The organism is Myxococcus xanthus (genome assembly GCF_006402735.1).
Taxonomy (GTDB): domain Bacteria; phylum Myxococcota; class Myxococcia; order Myxococcales; family Myxococcaceae; genus Myxococcus; species Myxococcus xanthus_A.
Window position 1 is genome coordinate 3,107,522 of the sequence record NZ_CP017174.1, and the last position, 23,793, is coordinate 3,131,314.

At 69.3% G+C, this 23,793-nt stretch carries 21 protein-coding genes; 11 read left to right on the forward strand and 10 right to left on the reverse strand.

All coding sequences use genetic code 11. The annotated features are described in order from the left end of the window. A complete protein-coding gene (locus tag BHS09_RS13205; RefSeq protein ID WP_237080341.1) occupies positions 1-1,035 on the reverse strand; it encodes a sensor histidine kinase in 1,035 nt (344 codons plus the stop codon). A gap of 287 nt (positions 1,036-1,322) precedes the next feature. On the opposite strand from BHS09_RS13205, the gene BHS09_RS13210 reads away from it, so the two are divergent. The 3 genes from BHS09_RS13210 to BHS09_RS13220 all read left to right on the forward strand — a co-directional run bounded on the left by BHS09_RS13210 (position 1,323) and on the right by BHS09_RS13220 (position 6,556). Next, the gene (locus BHS09_RS13210) at positions 1,323-3,314 is read left to right on the forward strand and encodes an alginate lyase family protein (RefSeq protein WP_140800670.1); all 1,992 of its coding nucleotides are present in this window, start codon (positions 1,323-1,325) and stop codon (positions 3,312-3,314) included. A 67-nt stretch (positions 3,315-3,381) separates the two neighbouring features. Then, positions 3,382-4,701, forward strand: a complete 1,320-nt coding sequence (locus BHS09_RS13215) for a nucleotide sugar dehydrogenase (protein ID WP_140796441.1) — start codon at positions 3,382-3,384, stop codon at positions 4,699-4,701. A 130-nt stretch (positions 4,702-4,831) separates the two neighbouring features. Next, complete coding sequence (locus BHS09_RS13220) at positions 4,832-6,556, forward strand: TldD/PmbA family protein (protein ID WP_237078276.1); 1,725 nt, start codon at positions 4,832-4,834, stop codon at positions 6,554-6,556. Positions 6,557-6,664: 108 nt separating this feature from the next. Here BHS09_RS13220 and BHS09_RS13225 read toward each other — a convergent pair whose 3' ends face one another. Both BHS09_RS13225 and BHS09_RS13230 read right to left on the reverse strand, forming a co-directional pair. Continuing rightward, positions 6,665-7,570, reverse strand: a complete 906-nt coding sequence (locus BHS09_RS13225; RefSeq protein WP_140790178.1) for a DUF6055 domain-containing protein — start codon at positions 7,568-7,570, stop codon at positions 6,665-6,667. Beyond that, positions 7,567-8,502 carry a metalloenzyme gene (locus tag BHS09_RS13230; RefSeq protein WP_140790180.1) on the reverse strand — a complete coding sequence of 312 codons (936 nt, stop codon included), beginning with the start codon at positions 8,500-8,502 and terminating at the stop codon, positions 7,567-7,569. Before BHS09_RS13230 ends, BHS09_RS13225 begins: the two co-directional genes overlap by 4 nt. 32 nt (positions 8,503-8,534) lie before the next feature. On the opposite strand from BHS09_RS13230, the gene BHS09_RS13235 reads away from it, so the two are divergent. Next, entirely contained in the window at positions 8,535-9,620 is a 1,086-nt protein-coding gene (locus tag BHS09_RS13235) for a DUF4388 domain-containing protein (protein WP_011552761.1), read from the forward strand. A gap of 12 nt (positions 9,621-9,632) precedes the next feature. Here the strand turns inward: BHS09_RS13235 and BHS09_RS13240 are convergent, their stop codons facing one another. The 4 genes from BHS09_RS13240 to BHS09_RS13255 form a co-directional block, all read right to left on the reverse strand. Then, on the reverse strand, positions 9,633-10,757 hold the full coding sequence (locus tag BHS09_RS13240; RefSeq protein ID WP_140790182.1) for a GTP-binding protein: 1,125 nt from the start codon (positions 10,755-10,757) through the stop codon (positions 9,633-9,635). 340 nt (positions 10,758-11,097) lie between these two features. Next, on the reverse strand, positions 11,098-11,289 hold the full coding sequence (gene rpmB / locus BHS09_RS13245) for a 50S ribosomal protein L28 (protein WP_011552763.1): 192 nt from the start codon (positions 11,287-11,289) through the stop codon (positions 11,098-11,100). Positions 11,290-11,391: 102 nt separating this feature from the next. Then, positions 11,392-12,921, reverse strand: a complete 1,530-nt coding sequence (locus BHS09_RS13250; RefSeq protein ID WP_140790184.1) for an NAD(P)-binding protein — start codon at positions 12,919-12,921, stop codon at positions 11,392-11,394. Between the two features lie 72 nt (positions 12,922-12,993). Next, positions 12,994-13,683, reverse strand: coding sequence for an HAD family hydrolase (locus BHS09_RS13255; protein WP_140798036.1), 690 nt, complete (start codon positions 13,681-13,683; stop codon positions 12,994-12,996). Positions 13,684-13,763: 80 nt separating this feature from the next. Here BHS09_RS13255 and BHS09_RS13260 point away from each other — a divergent pair, with 80 nt between their 5' ends. After that, the gene (locus tag BHS09_RS13260) at positions 13,764-14,846 is read left to right on the forward strand and encodes an enoyl-CoA hydratase/isomerase family protein (protein WP_140790188.1); all 1,083 of its coding nucleotides are present in this window, start codon (positions 13,764-13,766) and stop codon (positions 14,844-14,846) included. Between the two features lie 9 nt (positions 14,847-14,855). Here BHS09_RS13260 and BHS09_RS13265 read toward each other — a convergent pair whose 3' ends face one another. The 3 genes from BHS09_RS13265 to purM form a co-directional block, all read right to left on the reverse strand. After that, positions 14,856-15,434 (reverse strand): 2-thiouracil desulfurase family protein, encoded by a 579-nt coding sequence (locus BHS09_RS13265; RefSeq protein WP_237080342.1) that lies wholly within the window; start codon positions 15,432-15,434, stop codon positions 14,856-14,858. A gap of 86 nt (positions 15,435-15,520) precedes the next feature. After that, positions 15,521-16,195 (reverse strand): phosphoribosylglycinamide formyltransferase, encoded by a 675-nt coding sequence (gene purN / locus BHS09_RS13270; RefSeq protein WP_140798037.1) that lies wholly within the window; start codon positions 16,193-16,195, stop codon positions 15,521-15,523. Beyond that, entirely contained in the window at positions 16,192-17,229 is a 1,038-nt protein-coding gene (gene purM, locus BHS09_RS13275; protein WP_140798038.1) for a phosphoribosylformylglycinamidine cyclo-ligase, read from the reverse strand. The genes purN and purM overlap by 4 nt, the downstream gene beginning before the upstream one ends. Before the next feature lie 120 nt (positions 17,230-17,349). Here purM and BHS09_RS13280 point away from each other — a divergent pair, with 120 nt between their 5' ends. The 6 genes from BHS09_RS13280 (at position 17,350) to BHS09_RS13305 (ending at position 23,762) form a co-directional block, all read left to right on the forward strand. Beyond that, positions 17,350-18,000, forward strand: a complete 651-nt coding sequence (locus BHS09_RS13280) for a Crp/Fnr family transcriptional regulator (RefSeq protein WP_140798039.1) — start codon at positions 17,350-17,352, stop codon at positions 17,998-18,000. A 1-nt stretch (position 18,001) separates the two neighbouring features. After that, positions 18,002-18,757 carry an MBL fold metallo-hydrolase gene (locus BHS09_RS13285; protein ID WP_140790196.1) on the forward strand — a complete coding sequence of 252 codons (756 nt, stop codon included), beginning with the start codon at positions 18,002-18,004 and terminating at the stop codon, positions 18,755-18,757. Positions 18,758-18,819: 62 nt separating this feature from the next. Beyond that, complete coding sequence (gene accD / locus BHS09_RS13290; protein ID WP_140790198.1) at positions 18,820-19,671, forward strand: acetyl-CoA carboxylase, carboxyltransferase subunit beta; 852 nt, start codon at positions 18,820-18,822, stop codon at positions 19,669-19,671. Positions 19,672-19,742: 71 nt separating this feature from the next. Further along, positions 19,743-20,975: a bifunctional folylpolyglutamate synthase/dihydrofolate synthase gene (locus tag BHS09_RS13295; protein ID WP_140798040.1), complete on the forward strand. Its 1,233-nt coding sequence runs from the start codon at positions 19,743-19,745 to the stop codon at positions 20,973-20,975. Between the two features lie 9 nt (positions 20,976-20,984). Continuing rightward, the gene (locus BHS09_RS13300; protein ID WP_140790202.1) at positions 20,985-22,259 is read left to right on the forward strand and encodes an alpha/beta hydrolase; all 1,275 of its coding nucleotides are present in this window, start codon (positions 20,985-20,987) and stop codon (positions 22,257-22,259) included. Positions 22,260-22,277: 18 nt separating this feature from the next. Then, positions 22,278-23,762 carry an AMIN domain-containing protein gene (locus BHS09_RS13305; RefSeq protein ID WP_140798041.1) on the forward strand — a complete coding sequence of 495 codons (1,485 nt, stop codon included), beginning with the start codon at positions 22,278-22,280 and terminating at the stop codon, positions 23,760-23,762. The last annotated feature ends 31 nt before the right edge of the window (positions 23,763-23,793 follow it).

Genomic DNA, 23,793 nt, shown 5'->3' on the forward strand with positions numbered 1-23,793 from the left:
TCACGCGTCGCGAGGCGCCACGGGCACGGTGTCATCCACCGGCAGGTGGACCACCCAGCCGTTGCCGGTCTCCTCCGGCAACGAGAGGCCACCCCGCAGCCGTTGCGTCAGGTGCCGCAGCAGCGTGACAGTCTTCTCCGGCAGCGCCTTGCTGCCGCGGATGTTGACGCGCAGCTGCCACACGCCCGCGTCCCCCGCGGCTTCCACGCGCACCGCCGAGGGCGCGCCCGACGCCGCCACCGCGCGGGCCAGCGTGCGCACCAGCAGCTCCACGTCATCGCGGGGGCCCGGAATGGCCACGGGCCGGTCCGGGAGCGTCATCGTCGTGTCCACGACGCGGTGGCCGCGCGCGGCGGGGATGAAGGCCGTGCGCAGCATGGGGCGCAGGTCCTCCACGCCCTCGTCCTGCACCTTCGCCAGCCGGCGCTCGATGATGGCGCTCTGGTCGTCCGCCGAGCGGCGCAGCCGCTCCAGGTAGCGCTGGATGGGGGCCGTCAGCCCACCCGCCGTTCCCTTCAGCATCATGTCCACGTATCCCTTGATGACCATCAATGGTGTCCTGAGGTCGTGTGACGCCCGGGAGCGCCGGTGCTCCTGGTTCTCCACCCGCCGTTCCAATCGCCGCTGCGTCTTCAGCAGATGCACGTGCCGCGCCGCCGCGTCCGACTCCCGGGTATGCGCCGCGAGCAGCACGGCGCCGAACGCCGACATCCGCGCGAGCACCCGCGCATCCCTGCCTGTGAGCCGTTCGGGCCACACGACCAGGGCTGGCCGACGACGCATCCTTCCCCGGGCGCGCGTGGCCGTGACGACCCCTGTCGCCGCTACACAGACGCGTCCGTCATAGAAGGCCGCTCCGGAAGCGCCCGTCATCCGCTGGGCCTCGCGTACCAGGGACTCCAATCCCGCACGAGCACCACAGCGGAAGGCACGTTCGGCAACCTCCGCGAGCGCCTGTTCCACCCCTGCATCGGACTCGTTGCCGATGCGCCACCCCGTCCAAGCACCTGCCAGCACGCGGGAAGGTATGGGCACTCCACGCACGCGCCGCAACACTGCCCAGGGAGGGCGCCGGACGCCCACGAATCGGAAATCCTTTTCCCTTCAGGGCGTGTGAGCCCCCCACTTTTTACCGTCAGGGGGTACGGAGGCGCCGCGCAACCCCGCTCAACTCCTAAGAAACAGCTCCTGGCCAGGCACTTGCTACCGGCATCCGGCACGGGTGGCGGAAGGGGCGAATGGGGACTCTCGATTACTACGCGGCGATCGCTCGACTTGCACCAGGTGGACTGGCGCGCAGCGCTGTGCGGCGTGTCCAAGGTGTGGCGCGGCAGGCGCTCTATCGTCGGCGCGAGCGCGCGGACGAGGTGCAGCTCCTCGAGTGCTACGGCGCGACGGATGGCGTGGAGCTGGTGGAGCTGGCGCTGGGCCAGCGCAGCTCACGCATCTGGTGTGAAGTCTCTCAGCGTGCGTCGGTGCTGGAGGCGCTCGCCGCGGTGCCCGGCGGCCTGGAGCGCGCGCGGGCCCGTGCCCAGGCCGCGCTTCGCCAGGAGTGGGACGTCTTCGGCACCCCGGTGGTTTTCGGCGAGGGCCGTCCCGTGGACTGGTCCCTGGATCCGGTGAGTGGTCACCGCTATCCGGTGGAGCCCGTGGAGCGCCTGTCGCTCGCGGTGACGGGGAGCGACCCGAAGTACCCGTGGGTGATGGGCCGGCTCGACAGCGTCGTGGCGCTGGGCCAGGGCTACTGGGTGGAGACGGCCAGTGACGTGCGCGCGCGGCTGGCGGATGCCTTCGTGGCGCAGGTGTTGGACTTCCTCCAGGCGAACCCCGTGGGGCAGGGCGTGCACTGGACGTGCGCCATGGAGGTAGCGCTGCGCGCCGCGAACCTGGCGCAAGCGCTGGCCATGTTCTCCGCCGCGCCCGCGGTGGCCCGGCCGGACTTCCTGGTGCCGGTGCTGAGCGCGCTGGCCGAGCACACCGCCTGGGTGGAGGCCCACCTGGAGGATCGCGGCGCGGTGCCCAACAACCACCTGGTCTCCAACTACGTGGGCCTGTTGGTGGTGGGCCTGCTCTTCCCGGAGCTGCCGGGCGCGCCGCAGCAGGTGTCGCTGGCGGTGGGGGGGCTGCGCGAACAGATGGAGAAGCAGGTGCACCTCGAGGGCACGTCCTTCGAGGGCTCCATTCCCTATCATCGCCTGTCGGTGGAGCTGTTCACCCTGGCGTACCTCGCCGCGCGGGGCGCGGGTGTGCCATTGGGGCCCAAGTACGAGTCCCGGCTGCGCCGCATGTTCCACGCCGTGCGCGCGTGGTGTTCCGAGCAGGGATTGGCGCCACAGATTGGCGACAACGATTCCGGCCGTGTCTTCCCGCTGCGCGATCGCGAGGACAACGCGCACGGCTATCTGGTGGGCCTGGGCGCGGCGCTCTTCGGCGATGCGGGCCTGGGTGGTGGCGAGTTCGTGGACGAGGCCGCGTGGCTGCTGGGCCGCGCCGGGCAGGCGCGTTTCGCCGCGCTCGCGCCCGCGCCGGAGCCCGTGTCGGTGAGCTTTCCGGAGGGTGGCTTTCACATCTTGCGCGGCGCGGGTGTCGTTATCACTGTCAGCGCCGGCAGGCAGGGACAAGGCGGAGTCGGGGGACACAGCCACAACGACAAACTCTCTTTCGAGCTCCACGTCGACGGGCGTCCCGTCATCGTGGATCCGGGCACCGGCACCTATACGCGAGAGCCCGCGCTGCGGAACTGGTTCCGCGGAACGGCCGCGCACAACACGGTGCAGGTGGACGGCGCGGAGCAGGCGCCCCTGGATTCGGCGCGGTTGTTCGCGCTGCCGGAGGAGGCTCGGGCGCGGGTGGTGGCCTTCCTGCCGGGGAAGTCGGTGGACAGGCTGTTGGTGCGGCATGACGGCTACCGCCGGCTGCCCGCGCCCGTGGGAATCGAGCGCACGTTCCGGCTGGACCGGGGCGAGCGCGCTCTGGCCGGACGTGACCGCTTCGTGGGCACGGGCCGGCATGACGTGGTGGGCAGATTCCATCTGCCAGATGAACAGGCGCGAGTGGTGTCGCCTCAAGTGCAGGTCCTGTCACGCGCGGGTCGTGTGATGGAGGAGCCGGTGTCGTTCGAGCCGCTCGTGGTGGAGCTGGGGCCGGAAGGGGCCCCGCTCGCCTGGGTGGTGCTGGAGAAGGGACTGACGGCGCGGTTGGTGCCGTCGAAGTATTCGCCAGGGTACGGGCGGGTCGTGCCGTCGCTGGCGGTGGAGTTCCGGGGGCAGGTGACGCCTCCGGCGTGGCTGAGGTGGGTGGTCGTTTTCCGCTGAGTGTCGGGTCGGGACGTGACCGTCTTAACGGCACGTCGCATCAGGAGAGGTGAGGACGATGAGGGTGATGGTGAGCAGCCCGCTTCTGGATCGCATCAAGAAGCGGGACGCGAGGGTGGGTGTTGTCGGGCTTGGTTACGTCGGTCTTCCGCTGGGCATGGCTTTCGCGGAGGCGGGCTTCCCCGTCATGGGGCTCGACATCGACAAGCGGAAGATCGACAAGATTGAGAAGGGGGAGAGCTACATCAAGCACATTCCCAGCGCTCCGCTGGCGGAGCTGAGCAAGTCGGGCAAGCTGAAGGCCACCACGGACTTCGCCAAGGCGAAGGACATGGACTGCGTCATCATCTGCGTGCCCACGCCGCTCACCGCGTCGCGTGAGCCGGACATGAGCTACATCATCCAGACGGGGGAGGCGCTCGCGCCGCACGTGCGGCGTGGACAGCTGTTCATCCTGGAGTCCACCACGTATCCGGGGACGACGGAGGAGGTGCTCAAGCCGCTGCTGGAGAAGAACGGCCTCAAGGCGGGCGAGGACTTCTACCTGGCCTTCAGCCCCGAGCGTGAAGACCCGGGCAACAAGAGCTTCAACACCAAGACGATTCCGAAAATCGTCGGTGGCTACTCTCCCGCGTGTTCCGAGGTGGCCGCTGCCCTCTACGGCAGCGCGTTGAAGGAAGTGGTGCCGGTGTCCTCCACCCGCGTGGCGGAGCTGACCAAGCTGCTGGAGAACATCTTCCGCTGCGTCAACATCGCCATGGTCAATGAGATGAAGATGCTCTGCGACCGAATGAACGTGGACGTGTGGGAGGCCATCCAGGCGGCGAGCACGAAGCCCTTCGGCTTCATGCCCTTCTTCCCGGGCCCGGGCCTCGGTGGGCACTGCATCCCCATTGACCCGTTCTACCTGACGTGGAAGGCGCGCGAGTACGAGTTCCACACCAAGTTCATCGAGCTGGCCGGCGAGGTGAACTGGCAGATGCCGTACTACGTGGTGCAGCGCACGATGGAGGCGCTGAACAAGAACAAGCAGACGCTCAACGGCGCGAAGGTCCTCTGCCTGGGGGCGGCGTACAAGAAGGACATCGACGACATGCGTGAGAGTCCGTCGTTGCGCGTCATGACGCTGCTGGCGGAGAAGGGCGCGGAGCTGTCGTACCACGACCCGTACGTCCCCGAACTGCACAAGGGCCACGGCTTCAACATGGAGATGAAGTCCGTGCCGCTGAAGCCGGAGACGCTGGGCCAGTACGACGCGGTCCTCATCCTCACGGACCACTCCGACATCGACTACGCCATGTTGGTGGACCGCGCGAAGGTCGTCGTCGACACGCGCAACGCCACCAAGGGTGTCAGCAAGGGTCGTGAGAAAGTGACGAAGGCCTGACAGTCATACGCCGCCCGCCCGGAAACCGACCCTCCGGGCGGGGGGCCCCTCGCTCACGGATTCCGCCTTCGCGGCATCCGTGAGCGTGGAGCTGCTCGTATCGTGGAAGGGATGGGCTAGTGTCGGGGCCGTGCAATCCCTCCTTCGAACCGTGTTTCCCCTGCTGGCACTCTCGGCGCTGCTGACGGCGGCGGCGCCCGTGCCGGATGCGCGCGTGAAGCTGCTCGAGGCGATGTCCGCAGAGCTGGCGCGCAACCACCAGCAGCTGAAGATGCAGAACCACGAACCCCCGTATTTCATGAGCTACCAGCTCAAGGACTACGAACAGCACGCGATTTCCGCGCGCTATGGGGCGCTGTTCATGGACGACGGCTACCGCGAGCGGAAGCTGTACGTCGACGTGCGCGTCGGTGACTACGACTTCGACAGCTCGGTGGCGGAGGGGCTGGAGTTCAGCTTTTCGACCAAGGGCACCAGCTATGTGTCGCGCAAGGAAGGCCCGCTGGACGACTCGCCGCTGGCGCTGCGCACCTCGCTGTGGCTCATCACCGATGAGAAGTACAAGTCCGCGCTGTTCCAGTACCTGAAGAAGAAGGGCGAGGACGTCTACGCGGTGGAGGACCCGAAGCGTCCGCCGTCCTTCACGCGTGAGAAGCCGGTGAAGCACGTGGAGCCGCCGGTGGAGGCTCCGTTCGACCGCGAGCGCTGGGTGAAGGTGGCCCGCGACGTGTCGGCGCGCTTCAACGCGCACCCGGAGCTTTTCGACTCGGAGGTGCGCGTCACCAAGGACAAGGTGACGCGGCTGTTCGTGTCCTCGGAAGGCAGCCGCATCATCACCGAGGAGACGCTGTACGGCCTGCATGTCTCCGCCGTCACCCGGGCGCCGGACGGGCAGCTGCTGGACAACTCGCGCAACTTCTATGTGCCCGCCGAAGCGGGGCTGCCGGACGTGGCGCGCCTGAACAAGGCGGCGGATGACGTCATCCAAGAGCTGCTGGCCCTGCGCGCGGCGCCCGCCATCGACCCGTACACGGGGCCCGCCATCCTCGCGCCGGAAGCGGCCGGGGTGCTCTTCCACGAAGCGGTGGGGCACCGGCTGGAGGGAGACCGGCAGGAAGGTGACAACGAGGGCAAGACGTTCAAGGGCCAGGTGGGCAAGCAGGTGCTGCCGTCGTTCATCTCCATCCACGACGACCCGACGCGGCGCGTGCTCCAGAGCGAGCCGCTCAACGGCTACTACCTCTTCGACGAGGAGGGCGTACGCGGGCAGCGGGTGACGCTGGTGGAGAAGGGCGTGCTGCGCAACTACCTCCAGGGGCGCCGGCCGGTGGAAGGCTTCCTCCAGTCGAACGGCCATGGCCGCAGCCAGGGCAACCTGAAGCCGGTGGCGCGCATGGCGAACCTGATGGTGGAGAGCACGAACGGCGTGAGCGACGCGGAGCTGAAGAAGCGCCTGATTGCCGAGGCGAAGCGTCAAGGCAAGCCGTTTGGCCTCATCATCCGCGACATCACCGGGGGCAACACCAACACGTCTGGCTACGGCTACCAGGCCTTCAAGGGCGTGCCGCGCATGGTGTACCGGGTGGACGTGAAGACGGGGAAGGAGACGCTGGTGCGCGGCGTGGAAATCGTGGGCACGCCTCTGTCGGCGGTGAACCGCATCCTCGCCTCGGGGCAGAAGCCCGGCATCTTCAACGGCTTCTGCGGCGCGGAGAGTGGCAATGTCCCGGTGTCCACCGTGGCGCCGGCCATGCTGCTGCAGGAGCTGGAGCTCCAGCGCACCATGGAGGGGAAGGACCGCCCGCCGATTCTCACCAGCCCGGCGGCGCTGGAGTCCCCGGCGGCGAAGCCGTAGCCGCGCGCCTCAGTGCCCCAGCCGCTCGTGGGCGGTTTCCAGCACGCCGTGGAACCGCTGGGAGAGTCCGATATGCACTTTTGAAAGATGCAGGGGCGCAGCAGCGCCTTACTGAGGGGGAGGCGAGGGGGCGATAGGCATGGGGCTCGCGGGCCGGGGGCGCGCCGGGTGGAGCTGCCTGGCGCCCTTGAAGCCGCGCAGGCGCACGTATCGGCGGAAGTCCTGGAGGAAGCTCTCCTGGGTGACGCCCACGGCACGCTGGAAGGCGCTGTCGAAGTCCGGGCCCTGGCTCATTCCGCGCAGCACCTTCCGGATGGTGTCCTCGCCATAGCGGCGCGCCAGGAAGGTGAAGGCGTGGTGGGCGGCGCCATACACGACGCCGCTCTCGGACTGGTAGAGCGCGTCGGCTTGCGACAAGGGGTCGGCGTTGGGGTGCTGGCGCCAGTAGTGCTCCAGGTCGTCCAGGCTGGAGACGCGGTAGCCCTGTTCGGCGGTGTAGGAGGCCATGCCTTCGCGGAACCAGAGGGGAATCCGCTTGCGCGTCCAGCCGAGCCGGTCCGAGGCCACCTGGTACATGAGGCTGTGCGTGAGCTCGTGCAGCAGCAGCTCGTCCACCTGGCCCTGGCTGGCGCCTCGGGACGTCCAGGTACGAGGGCTCTGCAGCTCGATTTGCTCGTAGCGCGCCCAGGCGCGGAGGAAGTCATGCCCCGGGCGGTTGGCGGCGCGCTCCAGTGCCGCGTGGTTGGGGTGGACGACGATGGTGACGGTGTCGTCGAAGGTGCCCCAGCGCTGGAGACGGGGAATGGCGCGTTCGACAGCGAGCTTCACCTGCACGGCCGCTTCGGTGTCGCGAGGCTGGTATTCGACGTCGATGCCGGCGCCGGTGCCCTTGCCGACGAGCACGCGGGCGCTCTGGGAGGCGTAGCAGCCGGAGAGCAGACCCAGGACGAGCAGCACGGCTGCCCAGCCGGGGCTGTCGCGACGGCACTTTGTTGCTGGTGACTCCTGACTCACTCCGCACCCAACCAGCGAACCACAGCGCGTCCGACATCGGCCACGGTGGAGAAGGACTCCACCTCGGGCGCGGGCGGGCCGAAGTAGAGCACGGGCACGGGGTGAAGCGTGTGTCCCCGAGTGGAGAGGTCTTCCACGTTTCCGTGGTCGCTGCAGACCAGCACCCGGGCCTGGGCGGGGCGCGTGGCCACCAACGCGCGGGTGAAGGCGTCGAACGCGTCCAGCGCGGCCAGGGCGGCCGTCCAGTCCTGGGCGTGGCCGGCCTCGTCCGCCAGGTAGTGCTCGAAGAAGGTGAAGTCCGCGCCTGAAGCAATGTCCCAGAAGACGGCGGCGGCTTCCTCGGGCGAGCGCTCCGGCGCGGGCAGTCCGTAGGCACGGGCGCTGGCGCCGGTGATGTCGTGGGTGAGGCCGTCCCCGGCGCGGGCGTCATCGAGCGTCCGCAGGGGGATGCCCCCCGCGGCGAAGGCCAACTTGGAGGCGGAGGGCTTCACCTTGCGGCGCGACTCCGGGGACAGGACGAACTCCGGCGGGGAGGTGCTGGGCCGGCGGGGTACCCCCAGCGCGTCCAGATAGGGGGCGGGATAGGCGTTGGCGAAGGTGGCGGTGCGGCCCGCCGCGCCCAGCCGCCGGATGATGGAGCGGTCCGCCATCAACCCCCGCAGCGGCGCGTTGGGGTAGCCGAGGACGTGGCGGCCCAGCAGCACGGGGGCCGGGTCCCCCGTCAGGATGGCCGTCTGGTTGGACGCGGACTGGGGCCGGCCGGGGACGCCGAAGGTGGTGTCCGTGGGGATGCAGCGGCCGCCGTAGGGGAGGGGCGGGCTGGGGGTGTCCTCGAAGTGGGATAGCAGGTGTTCCCGGTGGGCGAGCGGATTCACGGCCGGGTCCTTCCGGCCAATGCCCACACCATCGATGAACAGGAGCGCGACGCGCACGGCTGGGGACTGTATCCTCGAATCCGACACGCATGGCCCTCCACGGCGACCTCTTCAGTTATCCGCTCCCCGAGTTCCTTCAATGGCTGGACAGCTCCCGCAAGACGGGAACGCTCCAGCTCTCCTGGGAGGCCGGCGAGCGCAAACTCTTCCTGCTCTCCGGCCAGGTGGGTGCCACCGCGGCCGAAGGACTGCGCGGACGCGTCGCGCGGCTGCTCACCCTGTCCAAGTTGGCATCGGGGACGAAGGTGCTGGCTGGCTTCGACGAGCTGGCGCGCACGCCGGACGTGGACGCCGCGTTCGACATCCACGGCATCCAGGCGCGGTGGATTCGGGACCTGGGCCGTGAGGAGCTGTTCGCCGCGATGACGGACCTGACCATCGCCGGCCGCGGCACCTTTCACTGGACGGAGGACGCGGACCGCTCCGGTGAGGACTGGGTGCCGTCCGACATGGGCATCCGCGAGCTGCTCTTCGAATCGCTCCGGTGGGTGGATGAGCAGCCCGACGTGGACAAGGCGCTGCCCATCGACGCGCTCAGCGTGCGCGCGCTGGCGCCGCCGAGCCCGAGTCAGCCCCTGATGCACCGGATCATCCTGGGGCTGTGCACGTCGCCGCAGAATCTGGGACGGCTGCGCCTGTCCATGGGCGTGTCCCGCTCCTCGGTGACGCGGCGGGTGCACGAGCTGTTGCGGTCGAAGCTGGTGGAGGTGGATGGGGCGCCGCAGGTGGAAGCGGATCCGGTGGCGGAGATGCTGGAGAAGGGCGCGGTGTTGATGCGCGAGGGCCAGTACGACGCCGCGGGCATCGTCTGCGCGTCCCTGTTGGCCAGCGACCCGGCGGACCGGCGCGTGCGCGAATTTGCCCGGCTGGTGCAGCGCGAGCACGTGGCGGCGCTCTACTCGGACATGCCGCCCCTGATGGTGCCCCTCATGATTCACGACCCGCAGGGGCAGGCGCTGCTCAAGCCCGAGGAGCGGCAGATTGCCGGGCTGGTGAATGGCACCTGGGACGTGTCCACGCTGGTGCTGGCCAGTCCAGCGCGAGAGCTGGAGACGCTGAAGACGCTGGCGAAGCTGCAGCGCATGGGGCTGCTGCAGCTCGTCTTCCCTCGCTGAGCGGGGCGGAGGCTACTCCCCGTTGGGCAGGCCCACCGCGTTGAGGCGGATGAAGACCTGCATCATCACGTACAGGGAGAAGGCGGCGTCATCCACGCGCAGGTGCTGCTGCGTGGCCAGTCCCTGGAGCCGGAGCAGATCGGCGCCGTCCACGCGGAGCAGGAAGGCCTGCTGCCCCAGGGAACCCTCGCCCGCGAAGGCCAGCGCGCGCCGGATGGCGTCGGTGCAGGCGGTGACGCAGGTGGTGTAGTCCCCCGTCATGAACGCAGCCTCGGCGGCGCGGGCGTGGTCGAACATGTCGCCCGGTGCCAGGGCGCTGGCGGCGCCCAGCAGCTTGGGTCCGGGCTGGGGCGCGGGGATGGGAGCCGGCTCCACGCGCGGCGGCGGTACCACTGCCACCGGGGCCACTCGAGGCACCGGGCCGCCTCCCTGCATCGGCTGGGGCGCGGGCGCGATGGTGCCGGGCTGCTGCCGGTGCTGCAGATGCTGGGTGAGCTGGGCCTCCAGGCCCGCGGGCTGTGCGCCGGCGGTAGGGCGGGGCGGCGGGACGATGCGCTTGGCGCGCAGGTCCTTGATGACCAGCCGGGTGATGGCCTTGAGCGTGTCGAGCACCCCGCGGCCATTGGCGGCGGACGTCTCCAGCTCCGGGACGCCTCGGGGATTGAGCTCCTTGCGGAGCACCTCCACCGGCAGCACGCCGTCCAGGTCCCGCTTGTTCCACTGCATCACCAGGGGGAAGCGGTCCAGGCGGATGCCGTGCTCGAAGAGGTTCTCCTCCAGGTTGGCCAGGGACTCGCGGTTGGCGTCCATGGCCTCCGGCTGCGAGTCCGCCACGAACACCACGCCGTCGGCGCCCTGGAGCACCAGCTTGCGGGTGGCGTTGTAGAAGACCTGGCCCGGCACGGTGTAGAGCGCCAGTCGCACGGAGCAGTCGCCCACGCGCTCCACCTTCACGGGGAGGAAGTCGAAGAAGAGCGTCCGGTCTCCCTCCGTGGCGATGGACATCATCTCGCCGCGGTGTGCGGGGCGGACCGTCTCGTAGATCTTCCTCAGCGAGGTCGTCTTCCCGGACAAACCCGGTCCGTAGAAGACGATTTTCGCGGCCACTTCACGGGCCATCAGATTGACGCTGCTCACGGTGTCAGCTTACCTAGTCCGACTTGACACCTCGCGCCAGTCGACGGCGAGACATTCGCCCCGGGTCCGCGAGGCTCAGCGCTGGAGGTGAGGCCACGGGCTCAAGGCAGGCTCGCCAGGATGCGCGCCCGCAAAGCATCCGCGACGGCTCACACCGCTTCCCTGAAGAGGAATACGGCACGAACCGCACGAATGGCGGCCAATACGTCATGCCACCGGCGAACCACCGCGCTGCTCGACAATCAAGCAGGGATGCGGCGTCCGCACGGAATGAAACCGCTCGTGGGGGGCAGTCGCGGTGGTGAGACGCGCGTCATGCCCTCCCTCGAGCGAGAGGACCTCAAGCGGCCTTCGTCACCTTGCCCGCCTTGATGCAGCGGGTGCACGCGAGAACGCGCTGGGTGCTGCCCTGAACGCTGGCCCGGATCTTCTGGAGATTCGGCAGGGTCCGCTTCTTGGTCTTGTTGTTCGCGTGGCTGACGTTGTTACCCACCAGCGGACGCTTGCCACACAAGTCACACTTCCACGCCATGACCTCTAACTCCTTGAAAACTGGGGCGTTGGACGCCTGCCGATTAAAAGAGCGGCGGAACCTGCCAGATAACGGCCCGGAAATCCAGCCTTAGATCCAGGATCAGCCCTTGAGCGGATCCTTCTTCTTCAACATGTCCTGCACCAGCCGCGCGGCCCGGATGCCCGCGAGCAGCTCGCCTTCCAGCCCCAGACCGGGGAGGACCTCGCGGTTGGCGAGCAGGATGTTCTTGGCCGGCGTGCGCTGGGTCAAACCCGTGACGCCCAGGACGGCTTCCGACTCGAAGCTGAACAATGGGTGCGGCATCAGCCGGCTGCCACGGACTCCGTCGGCGTCCAGGTAGGGGGCCGAGCGCAGCACGCGGTGCTGGGCGGTGAAGGGCATCAGCGCGTCCAGGTGCTCGTCGATGCGCGTCGCCAGGCCCTGGAGGTGTTCCTCGCCCAGATCCCGCGCCGAGGCCGGGACGAAGGCGCCCGCGCACACCACGCGCAGCCCTTCCGTCGCTTTGGCCTCCTTGCCGCCGTGCGCCGGCGCCGCGCGCGCGGGGTGGACCTGGATCAGCACGGGCCCCAGCTCCGCGTCGCCCGTGTCCAGCAGGGCCAGCTCACCCAGGCCGCGGGGCAGCGCCGACTCCGGCACCACCCAGTTCACGGTGAAGAGCAGGGCCTTGGTGTTGGACTGGTCCAGGTGCTCCAGCAGACCGCGGTGGTGCTTCTTGTCCGTCACCAGCCGTCGCAGCGCGCCCGCGTCCGTGGCCGCCACCAGGCAGGACGCGCGGTACATGGTGTCCGAGCGCATCAGCTTCATGCCCGCGAACTTGCTGCCGTCGAAGGCCAGCTCCTCCACGATGAAGCCCGCCGGGTTGTCGCGCCCGAGCACATCTCCGCCCAGCTCCGCCACGCGGCGGGCGAGCAGCTCGCGCAGGCCCTCATTCCCCCCGGGGAAGAAGGAGGGCGTTGACAGCACCTGTGACATGGCCCGAGTCAGCGCCAGGTGCGCCTCCGGACGGTCCAGGTGGGTGACGAAAGGCAGTAGCCCCCGCACCAGGGACACCGAAGCGCTGTCTCCCGTGAGCCGGGGCGGCGCCTCCAGGCCGGGATGGGCCCGGATGAGCTTCTTCAGGCCCCATCCCTCGAAGAATCCGTCCGGTGGCAGGGCGGGGCCCGCCTTGAAGAAGGCATCACTGGCTTCGTGCTGCGCGGCGGCGCCGGCCAGGGCGCCCAGCAGGGATTCGCCTTCCTCGCCCAGCTCCCGCGTCACCTCGGCCTTGCGGCGGGCGGCGTCGCCGTGGAGGTCCAGGCGGTTGCGGGGCATGAGGAGCTGCAGCTCCGGTGCGTGGGGCCGCAGCGTGCGCTGGACGTTGGCGTTGAGGCCCAGCTCCGTGAGGGCCTCCTCCACCGCGGGCATGGCCTTGAGCGGCGGAGCGACGAAGGGGGCATAGGGGAGCACGTAGCCGCCGTGCTCGTAACCGGGCCCCATGCCGTCGTGCTCCACCAGCAGGACGCGGTGGTTGCGCTTCGCCAGGAGTGCCGCCGCGAGCGCACCGCCCAGCTGACTGCCGAGCACGATGACGTCGTAGACATGCCGGGACGGCCCGGCGGGAAGCTTGAGCTTGGCAGAGGACGTCGCCATGAGGCGGGCAACACTACACAACGTGCCCGCCGCTGGCGCCCTTTTCACCACGGCGCGCCCGCGGAGGGCGGATCAGCGGGCCTGGGCGCTGAAGAGGCGCTGCTCCAACTCGGGGGGCAGCTGGATGAAGTCCTGGACCACCCAGTGCGCGCCGGCCTTGCGGAGGTCGGCTTCCGGCGCGGCGGTGGTCAATCCCACCACCGTCATGCCGGCTTCGCGGGCGGACATGATGCCCAGGACGGCGTCCTCGAAGGCGAGGCACTCGGTGGGGGCCACGCCCAGCGCCTTGGCGGCGGCCAGGAAGATGTCCGGGGCGGGCTTGCCGCGCGTCACCTGTTCGGCGCCGACGATGCTCGCGAAGAGGGGACGGATGCCGAGCCCGTCCAGCACCAGCTCGCGGTTGCCCTGGGGCGCGGCGGTGGCGATGGCCGCCGGGACGTGGGCCTCCCTCAGGCGCTGGATGAAGGCCTCCGCGCCCCGGTGCAGTTTCATGTGCGGCCGGTACAGGGTGCGGTAGTGATTCTCCTTCTCCTCGGCGATGCGCTCCACTTCGTCCGGGGCCACCGGGCGGCCGAGCAGTTCGGGGATGATCTCCTCGTTCTTCCTGCCGGCGAAGTGGCTCTGGAAGTCGTCGGCGGTCAGCGTCAAGCCCAGCTTCCGGGCGAACGAGACCCAGGCCTCGTTGTGGAACTGCATGTTGTCGACGAGGGTGCCGTCCATGTCGAAGACGACGGCACGCAGGGGGGCCAGTGCGGAGGTCATGCGTTCCCCATAGCGCGTCTGCCCCCGCGGTGGGCCAATGAATCCACCCAAGGGACTGCTCGCCTGATATCCCCGGCGCCATGACGGACGACCTTCTGCTCGAGACGCGTGGCGCGGTAGGCGTGATTACCCTGAACCGGCCCAAGGCCCTGAACGCGCTGAACCTCGGGATGTGCCGCAAGCTGCACCCGGCGCTCGACGCCTGGGCGGCGGACCCGGCCATTCAGGCCGTGGTCATCCGGGGAGCTGGTGGCCGAGCCTTCTGCGCGGGCGGAGATGTGCGCGCGGTGGCGCTGTCGGTGGGGGCCGCGTCCGTCAACGAGAAGGAGCGGGTGTCTCGCGAGTTCTTCCGCGCGGAGTACGGGCTGAACCACCGCATCCACTATTTCGGCAAGCCGTTCATCGCGCTGGTGGACGGCGTCTGCATGGGCGGTGGGCTGGGCCTGTCGATTCACGGCACCCACCGGGTCGTCACCGAGAAGCTGGTGCTGGCCATGCCGGAGACGGCCATCGGGCTCTTCCCGGATGTGGGCGGCGGCTGGTTCCTGCCGCGCTTCCCGGGTGAGTCGGGCACGTACCTGGGCCTCACGGGGGCCCGATGCAGCGCGGCGGACGCGATGTGGCTGGGCTACGCCACGCACCACGTGGAGTCCGCGCGGCTGGAGGCGGTGCTGGACGCGTTGGTAGGCGCGCCCTGGGGCACCGGCGCGGCGAGCACGGTGGTGGACACGGTGCTGGCAGGCTTCCACGCGGACGCGGGCACGTCGCCGCTGGGCGTGCAGCACGCCGCCATCGACCGGTGCTTCGCGGCCGAGCGCGTGGACGACATCCAGCAGGCGCTGGAGGTGGAGGGCACGCCGTGGGCCCAGGAGACGTGGGCCACGTTGCTTCACATGTGTCCGGCCAGCTTGAAGGTGACGCTGCGCCAGCTCCGGATGGGGCGCACCCGCGACTACGACGAGATGGCCAACGTGGAGTACCGGCTCAGCCAGTCGATGACGGTGCGGCCGGACTTCCGTGAGGGCATTCGCGCGGTGCTCGTCGATAAGGACAACAAGCCGCGCTGGCAGCCCACGACGCTGGCGGAGGTCACCGAAGACATGGTGGAGGCGCTCTTCGCGCCGCTGTCTCACGACACGTGGACGGTGCCGGCGCGCGGGTAGGGGCCGTCGCTAGAGGTCCTCGTCACTGAGGACGGTGATGCCCTTGGCGCGAAGCAGCGCCGTGGTGATGCCTTCGCCCGTGCGGAGCTGGCCGGACTCGTAGACCCGCTGGCTGCCGCACGACGGGCTCTTCTCCTTCAGCAGCGCCACCGTCGCGCCGAAGCGTTGAGCCGCTTCGAGCGCGAGCCGGGCGCCCTGCTGGAAGGCTTCCGTCCGGTCGATGCCCGCGTCGCGCTCCACTGCGACGGCTCGCCCGGCCCAGACGTCCACCCCCGTGCCTCCGCGCAGGTCGACGGGAGGACGCGGTACGGGCAGGCCCGAGGCCACTTCCGGGCACACGGGGATGACGTCCTTGTCCGCCAGCGCCGCGAGGACGCGCTCGGAGCGCTGGGAGCGGCCGTCGTACCGGCAGGCCTCGCCCAGTAGACAGGCGCTGACCAGCACCACGCGGGCTTCCTGGACCGCGGTGACTCGTTCGGCCTGCGAGGGCAGGGCGGTTGAGCCTTGCCCGTCTCGTGGCTGCGCAGGGCCGCTCATGGGCCCGGTGGACTGGCGCTCGTCGGTCAGCCCTTCGTTGCTCAGCCCCAAGGCGGCCTCCGTTGGATGGACAGCGCCAGCATCTCCCGAGGAGACGCCGGGGCGCGCCGGCTCTTGGTCAAGCGCCTTCGGTCCGCTCACGCCGATTCGACCGTCGCGCCGGGATTCCGAAGCGCCAACTCACCCTCCGTGGCCCGCGCCTCCACGCGCGTCCGCGCCGCGTCCAGGGTGACCTTGCCCGTCACGGCGAGCCGCACGGCCAGCGGATAGAGCCGGTGCTCCTCCGCGAGGATTCGCGAGCTCAGCGCCTTCTCGTCGTCGTCCGGCAGCACCGGCACGGCCGCCTGCGCGATGATGGGCCCCGTGTCGGTGCCCGCGTCCACGAAGTGCACCGTGCACCCGGCCACCTTCACGCCGCGCTCCAGCGCCTGTCGCTGCGCATGCAGGCCCGGGAAGGCGGGCAGCAGCGACGGGTGGATGTTCAGCACCCGCCCCGCGTAGTGGCCCAGGAAGTCCGCGCTCAGCAGGCGCATGAACCCCGCCAGGCACACCCACTCCACGTTCGCCGCGCGCAGCGTGTCCAGCAGGGCCTTCTCGAAGTCCGCCTTCGCGGCGTGGGCCTTGTGGTCCACCACCTTGGCCGTCACGCCCGCCTTGCGCGCCCGCTCCAGCGCGAACGCGGTGGGGACGTTGGACACCACGCAGGCCACCTCGGCGGGGAAGTCCTCCCGCGCGCAGGCGTCCAGCAGCGCCTGGAGGTTGCTCCCGCTGCCGGACACGAGCACGCCCAGGCGGACCCGCTGGCCGCTCATGGGGCGATGACCGCCGTGGCCTCGCCCTGGCCTGCTTCCACGCGGCCGACCTCGAAGGCCTGCACGCCCCGGCCGCTCAGCACGCTCAGCGCCTGGGCGACGTCTTCCTGCGCCACGACGAGGATGAGCCCCAGGCCCATGTTGAACGTGCTGAACATCTCGTCGCGGGCCACGCTCCCCAGCTTCGCGATGAGGTCGAAGATGGGCGGCTTGGGCCACGTCTTCTCGCTCAGCACCGCGCGCGTGCCGTCCGGCAGGCAGCGGGGCAGGTTGCCCGGAATGCCGCTGCCGGTGATGTGCGCCAGGCCCTTCACCTTCACCGCCTGGAGCAGCGCCAGCACGTCCTTCACGTAGATGCGCGTGGGCTCCAGCAGCGCGTCCACGAGCGGCCGGTCCAGGCCCTCGGGCGTCGAGTCCAGGGCCAGCTTCCCGTCGTCCAGCAGCACCTTGCGCGCAAGCGAGTAGCCGTTGCTGTGCAGGCCAGAGGAGGGGAGCCCGATGAGCGCGTCACCCGGCTTCACGCTCTTGCCGTCGATGATGGCCGCGCGCTCCACCACGCCCACGCAGAAGCCCGCGAGGTCGTATTCGCCGCGCGCGTAGAAGCCCGGCATCTCCGCTGTCTCGCCGCCCAGCAGGGCGCACCCGGCCTGCTCGCAGCCCAGGGCGATGCCCTTCACCACCTCGGCGGCGTCGTCGACCTCCAGGCGCCCGGTGGCGAAGTAGTCGAGGAAGAAGAGGGGCTCGGCGCCGCAGGTGAGGATGTCGTTCACCGACATGGCCACCAGGTCGATGCCCACCGTCCCATGGCGTCCCGCGGCAAAGGCCACCTTCAGCTTGGTGCCCACGCCGTCCGTGCCGGCCACCAGCACCGGCTGCTGGTACTTGCCTGGCGGCAGGGCGAACAGGCCGCCGAATCCACCCACTCCGCCCATGACTTCAGGGCGCATGGTGCGCGCGGCATGGGGCTTGATGCGCTCGACGAACGCGTCGCCGGCCTCGATGTCTACTCCGGACTGCTTGTAGGTCGTTCCCACGGGCGGCCTTCTACCCGGCCCCCGCGCCGGTGTCTCGCGTGGCGTGGCGGCTGTCCCACCGTCGCGCACAGAAAAGGGAATTTGACCGGGCGAGTGTGGGCTGATTGACTCCTTTGCAGGATGGGCGCCGAGGAAACCCTCTTTCAACGTTTCGGCAAGGAGTTCCCCCAGGGCACCGAGCTCTTCCGCGAGGGAGAAGCCGGCAAGGAGATGTTCGTCATCCAGGCAGGACGGGTGGCCATCTCCAAGCGGGTCCGTGACGTCGAGAAGGTTCTCGCCGTCCTGGGCCCCGGTGAATTCTTCGGGGAGATGGCCATTATTTCCAACAAGCCGCGCAATGCGTCGGCCACGGTCAACGAGGACGCGAGGCTGCTGGTCATCGACCCCAAGACGTTCGAGGGGATGATCCGCGGCAATGCGGAGATCGCCGTCCGGATGATCAAGAAGCTGGCCGAACGCCTCTCCGAGGCGGACGCCCAGATCGAGAACCTGCTGCACAACGACCCGGCCAGCCGGGTGGTGCACCAGATCATCCATGCCTGCCAGCACCGGGGCCGTCCCCTGGACGAGGGCGTGGAGTTCGACTTCGCGGTGCGGGAACTGCCGCGCCAGATTGGTGTGGGCGAGCCCGCGGTCCGCGCCGTGGTGGACCGGCTGGAGCGTTCCGGTCTGGTCGAGCGGAACGGGGACCGGATGACCGTGCCGGACACGGCCAGGCTGCACGACTTCCTCCAATACCTGGAGATGAAGTGGAAGTTCGGAGACCTCTAGCGTGAAGCTGCGAGTCCTCGGCTGCCACGGCGGCGAGCTACCCAACTGCAAGAGCACCTGCTTCCTCGTCGATGACGTGCTGGCGCTCGATGCGGGGGCGCTCACGGGGACGTTGTCGCTGGATGAGCTGTGCCGCGTGGACCATGTCCTGGTGGGGCACAGCCACTTCGACCATGTGAAGGACCTGCCGCTGATGGCGGACCTGGTCATCGGCCGGCGCGACACCCCGGTCACCATCCACGCCTCGCGCGAGTGCGCCCGGGCCCTGCGCGACAACATGTTCAACAACGCGCTCTGGCCGGACTTCACCCGCATCCCGACGAAGCGGCAGCCCGTGCTGCAGATCAAGACGTTCCGGGCCGGGAGCACCTTCCAGGTGGGCCCCTACACCGTACGAAGCGTGCCGGTGAGCCACCCCGTGGAGTCGTGCGGCTTCATCATCTCCAACGGCAAGAGCGCCCTGGCGATGAGCGGCGACACCGGCCCCACGGACAAGCTGTGGAAGGCGCTGAACGAGACGAAGAACCTCAAGGCGCTGCTGCTGGAGACGTCCTTCCCCAACAAGCTCCAGTCGCTGGCCGACATCTCCGGCCATCTCACGCCGCACACGCTGAGCCTGGAACTCCAGAAGTTCGAGCGCAACGGCGCCTCGGTGCTGCTGTATCACCTCAAGCCCGCCTTCGTGTCGCAGCTCAAGAAGGAGCTGGCCGAGCTGCCGGTGGAAGTGCTGGAGCTGGGCGATACCTTCGAGCTGTAGACGCGTCGCGCCATACGGAGGGGTTGACGGCCGAAAGCGGCCGGATTAACCCCGCCCACCCCATGGCCTGGTTTTCGAAGAAGCCGCGCATCGCTGTCGACACCGAACCGCAAGCCGAGCCCCGCCCGTCCCGCATGGAGGGCCTGTGGGCGAAGTGCGAGACGTGCGACGAAATCATCTACCGCCAGGAGCTGGAGAAGAACTGGATGGTGTGCCCGCACTGCGAGCACCACCACTACTGGACGGCTCGCGCTCGGCTGGCGGCGCTGCTGGACCCCGACAGCTTCGAGGAGTTCGACAAGGAGCTGGAGCCGCAGGATCCGCTCGGGTTCAGTGACTCGAAGAAGTACAAGGACCGGCTGAAGTCCTCCCGGAAGAGCCTGGGCGAGCCGGACGCCTTCATCTCCGGCGTGGGCCGCATCCAGGGCCACCAGGTGTCAGTGGGCTGCTTCGTCTTCGAGTTCATGGGCGGCTCCATGGGCTCGGTGGTGGGCGAGAAGGTGGCCCGCGTCTTCGAGCGCGCGCACGAGCTGAAGTGCTCCGCCATCGTCTTCTCCGCGTCGGGCGGCGCGCGCATGCAGGAGGGCATCTTCTCCCTCATGCAGATGGCCAAGACGTCGGCGGCCATCGCCCGCTTCCGCACCGGCACGCGGCCGTACATCTCCGTGCTGCTCAACCCCACCACCGGCGGCGTCGCGGCGTCCTTCTCGTGGCTGGGCGACGTTATTCTCGCCGAGCCCAAGGCCCTCATCGGGTTCGCCGGTCCGCGCGTCATCGAGCAGACCATCCGCCAGAAGCTGCCGGAAGGCTTCCAGCGCTCCGAGTTCCTGCTGGACCATGGGATGATTGACGCCATCGTCCACCGCAAGGACCTGCGCGCGAAGCTTGGCCAGATTCTAGGGCTGCTGGGCTGAGCCCGCCCCGGACAGCTGAGGAGGCGCTGGCCTTCTTCACGAAGCTCAACCCCTCCGGCATCAAGCTGGGGTTGGAGCGCGTGCAGGAGGCCCTGGCCGCGCTGGGACATCCGGAGCGGCGGTACCCGGCGCTCCACGTCGCCGGGACGAACGGGAAGGGCAGCACCTGTGCCATGACGGCGGCGTCGCTTCATGCCGCCGGGCACCGCGTGGGCCTCTACACGTCTCCGCACCTGGTGCGCGTCAACGAGCGCATCCGTGTGGACAGCGAGGACATCTCCGACGCGGACTTCGGTTTGCGCATCCTGGAGGTGTTGGAGCGCTACCCCAGCGCCGTGTCCTCACCCATGACGTACTTCGAGTTCGGCACTGTCGTGGCCTTGTGGCACTTCGCCCAGGTCTGCGTGGACGTGGCCGTTCTGGAGACGGGCCTGGGCGGCCGGCTGGACGCGACCACCGCCGCCAGCCCGGTGGTGACGGCGATTACCCCCGTGTCCTTCGACCACATGGAGTACCTGGGCGACACGCTGGCGGCCATCGCCGGCGAGAAGGCGGGCATCCTCAAGCCCGGCGTGCCGTGTGTCGTCGCGCGGCAGGCTCCGGAGGCCCTGGAGGCCATCCTCCGCAAGGCCGAGGAAGTCGGGGCCCCGGTGCGGCTGGAGGGGCGCGACTTCGTGGGCGAGCGTCAGCCAGATGGCGCGCTGTCGTACCGCGGGGCGACCTGGTCCCTGGATGGGCTGTCCGTCGCGCTGCGGGGGGCCCATCAGCGGCAGAACGCGGCGGTGGCGCTCGCCTGCCTGGAGGCCTTGCAGGAGCGCCGCGTCACCGTGCCTCCCGAGGCCGCGCGTGCGGGCCTGGCGTCGGCGTGCTGGCCAGGGCGTCTGGAGGAGGTGGGGCAGCAGCCCATCCTCCTGCTGGATGGCGCACACAACCCGGCGGGCGTGGAGGTGCTGCTCGCGTCGCTGAAGGACCTCTACCCGGAGCGTCGCATCCACCTCGTCTTCGGGGTGGTGGGGGACAAGGACCGGGAACCGATGATGCGAGCGCTGTTTCCCGCGTGCGCCTCGGTGCAGCTCACGCCTTTGGAGACGCCTCGCTCGCTGTCTCCCGAGGCCTACCTGGCAGAGGCGCGCGCGCTGTGCGCGGACGTGACTGCCTGGCCGGATGCGGACGCGGCCCTTGCCGCGGCGCGCAAGCGGGCAGCCGCGAACGACCTCGTCCTTTGTACAGGTTCACTGTTCCTTGTCGGGATGATGAAGGCTCGCATGTATCGAAACCTTGGCGCGATGCATCAGCCGCCGTAGATTCAAGACATGCGCCTGCCGGACTGGAGAGCCGCCGCGACATCGGGGCCGCCCATCCCCTCCATCGACGAAGTCGATTTCAGGGCGCTTTATTCGAAGACGAAGTACGTCGTGGAGACGGCGGACGGCTGGTCGCTGGTCATCACCCGCTACCGTCCGGTGAAGCAGCCTTTTCCGCAACCGTTGTTTGGTGAGCCCCTGCTGCTGGTGCACGGTTTCTCACAGAACCGGCACACCTGGACCAGCGGGCAGTTCGTCAAGAACCTGCTCTTCTTCGGGGTGGACATCCACATCCTGGAGCTGCGTGGCCATGGCAAGAGCTCCATCGCGTTCCAGAAGGAGCGCACCGAGCGCTTCAAGCGCCCCCTGCCGCCGGACATCGACTACGGCTGGGATATCGACAGCTACTTCCTCTACGACCTGCCAGCGGCTGTCTCCGGCGTGAAGCGCATCACCCGGCGCGAGCGCATCTTCTATTGCGGCCACTCCATGGGCGGGATGCTGGGCTACGGCTACGCCGGCATCCACAATGACTTCGAAGGCCTCATCACCATCGGCTCCCCGGCGGACCTGGGACGCGGCTTCATGCTGCTGCGCCTGCTGGCGCACGGCGCGCCCATGCTGGCCGGGATGATCGACCTGACGCTCGCCAGCCTCAACGTGGGCGGCAAGGTGGAGGGGGCGGGGCGCTCGCTGCTCGCGCGGGGCGTGGGCGTGTTGAACAAGGGCCTGGGACGCCGGCTGTCACCCCAAGCGCGGCGGACGCTGCGCTTCGACGCTGTTCCAGTGGACATCATCCTCAAGACGCTGGAGCGACAGCTCGCGAAGGCCGAGGACTCACCGCTGTATCAACAGCTCACCACGCGGTTGAACCGTCTCATCAATCCGGAGCGGGTGAGCGCGGATGACATCCGCTGGTTGCTCCGCGAAGGCGGGGAGCGGGAGCCGCGCCGGGTGCTGGAGCAGTTCGCGCGGTGGATTCGCCGGGGAGAGATGGTCTGCTACCGCACCGGCTTCGACTTCAAGCGGGGCTTTGGTCGCATCGAGGTTCCCATGGCCATCATCTTCGGAGACCTGGACCCGCTGGCCTCGCTGGAGTCGACGCGCAGCGTGTATCGCGCCGCCAAGAGTGAGTATCTGCTCTGGCGTCCGGTGAAGGGGAACAGCCACATCGAGCTGACGATGGGGCATGACATCCGGCAGATCTGCTACGACATCAAGAACCTCATCGAGTACGCGCGGACCCACCGGTATCGCTCGCCGAGCCTTCCGCGGCTCCGCTAGACGCGTCTGGACGGAAAGTTGGAGGCACGTTGGTGCGTGATAGCCTCCACGCTCTTTTGTCAACGTGAAGGGGTGTGGTCGATGAAGCCGTTTGCCGCGTGGCTGCTCGGTGTGGTGCTCGTGCCCTTCGTGGCGCTCGCGCAGGCGCCGGCCACGAACCTGAACACCATCACCGCGGTACAGGTGAACGGTGGGACGGTGACCATCTCCGGCTCGCAGAAGGCCAACTTCACCACGTTCACCATGACGGACCCGCCGCGGCTCGTCATCGACATCTCCGAGGCGGTCTTCTCCGACGTGCCCGAGGAGATCCAGGTGGGCAATGGCACGGTGACGGCCATCCGCACCGCCAGCTATGGCTCCGAGGCGTCCTCCATCGCTCGCGTGCTCATCGGTTACGAGCGCGAGGCGGAGGCGGACATCCAGGCCAATGGCAACCAGCTCGTCGTCCGCGTCGCGGGCGGCGGAGGCCCGGCCGTGGCGCAGGCGCCGGGCACCGAGCAGCCCCAGGCGGGAAGCAGCGCCGCGGATGCCGCCGCTGCCGCCGCGGCGGAGCGTCAGGCCCAGGAGAAGGCCGCCGCGGATGCCGCCGCCGCGGCTCGCGCCGAGCGTGAGGCCCAGGAGAAGGCCGCCGCGGATGCCGCCGCCGCCGCGAAGCGTGACGCGGAGGCCGATGCGAAGCGTCAGGAGGAGGCTCGGGCAGCCGTTCAGCGCCAGCAGGAGGAGCAGGCTCGGGCCGAGGCGGACCGCAAGCGCCAGGAGGAGGCTTCGCGTGCCTCGGCGCAGGCCGCCGCCGACGAGAAGCGGCGCCAGGAAGAGTCGGCGAAGGCGTCCGCTCAGGCCGCTGCGGAGGAGAAGCGGCGCCAGGAGGAGGTCGCGCAGTCCGCCGCCGACGAGCGCCGGGCCCAGCAGCAGGCCGCCGCCGAGGAGCAGGATCGGCGCAAGGCCGCGGCCCGGGCCGAGGCCGAGCAGCGGAAGGCCGCTCAGCAGTCCGCCGCCGAGGAGCGTCGTGCCGCCGCGCAGGCCGCGGCGGAGGAGCGCCGGGCCCAGCAGGAGGCCGCCGCCGAGGAGCGCCGTCAGCGTCAGGCCGAGGCTCGTGCGTCTCGGGAGAGCCGTCAGAAGCAGGCGGTGGAGCCCTCCCGGCCGAGCAGCTCCGGCTCGGAGGCCTCGGTGTCCTCGCGTCGCAAGACGCTGACGCTGGTGGGTTTCCAGCAGCAGTCGGGGGCCTCGCGCGTGTTCATCCGCACCAACGAGCCGGTCAGCTACTCCGTGTCGGAGCGGGGCCGCTCCGTGGTGCTGGAGCTGGAGAACACCCGCGTGGACGCCAGCAACAACACGCTGCCGCTGGACACGTCCTACTTCGCGACGCCGGTGCTCCGGGTGGACCCGAGCGCGTCCGGGCGGGATGTGCGCATCACCATCCAGCTCCGGCAGTCCGCGCCGTTCCAGGCCCGCCAGGAGGGCAACGTCATTTCATTGGACTTCCAGCGTACAGGCCGGTGAAAAGGGCGGGCCGCTCGGCCTGGGCGCGGCA

Coding starts and splice junctions, on each gene's coding strand:
- BHS09_RS13215 (WP_140796441.1), top strand. CDS start 3,382: ATGGTGAGCAGCCCGCTTCTGGATCGCATCAAGAAGCGGGACGCGAGG.
- BHS09_RS13235 (WP_011552761.1), top strand. CDS start 8,535: ATGGCCCTCCACGGCGACCTCTTCAGTTATCCGCTCCCCGAGTTCCTT.
- rpmB (WP_011552763.1), bottom strand. CDS start 11,289: ATGGCGTGGAAGTGTGACTTGTGTGGCAAGCGTCCGCTGGTGGGTAAC.
- BHS09_RS13250 (WP_140790184.1), bottom strand. CDS start 12,921: ATGGCGACGTCCTCTGCCAAGCTCAAGCTTCCCGCCGGGCCGTCCCGG.
- BHS09_RS13255 (WP_140798036.1), bottom strand. CDS start 13,683: ATGACCTCCGCACTGGCCCCCCTGCGTGCCGTCGTCTTCGACATGGAC.
- BHS09_RS13260 (WP_140790188.1), top strand. CDS start 13,764: ATGACGGACGACCTTCTGCTCGAGACGCGTGGCGCGGTAGGCGTGATT.
- purN (WP_140798037.1), bottom strand. CDS start 16,195: ATGAGCGGCCAGCGGGTCCGCCTGGGCGTGCTCGTGTCCGGCAGCGGG.
- BHS09_RS13280 (WP_140798039.1), top strand. CDS start 17,350: ATGGGCGCCGAGGAAACCCTCTTTCAACGTTTCGGCAAGGAGTTCCCC.
- accD (WP_140790198.1), top strand. CDS start 18,820: ATGGCCTGGTTTTCGAAGAAGCCGCGCATCGCTGTCGACACCGAACCG.
- BHS09_RS13300 (WP_140790202.1), top strand. CDS start 20,985: ATGCGCCTGCCGGACTGGAGAGCCGCCGCGACATCGGGGCCGCCCATC.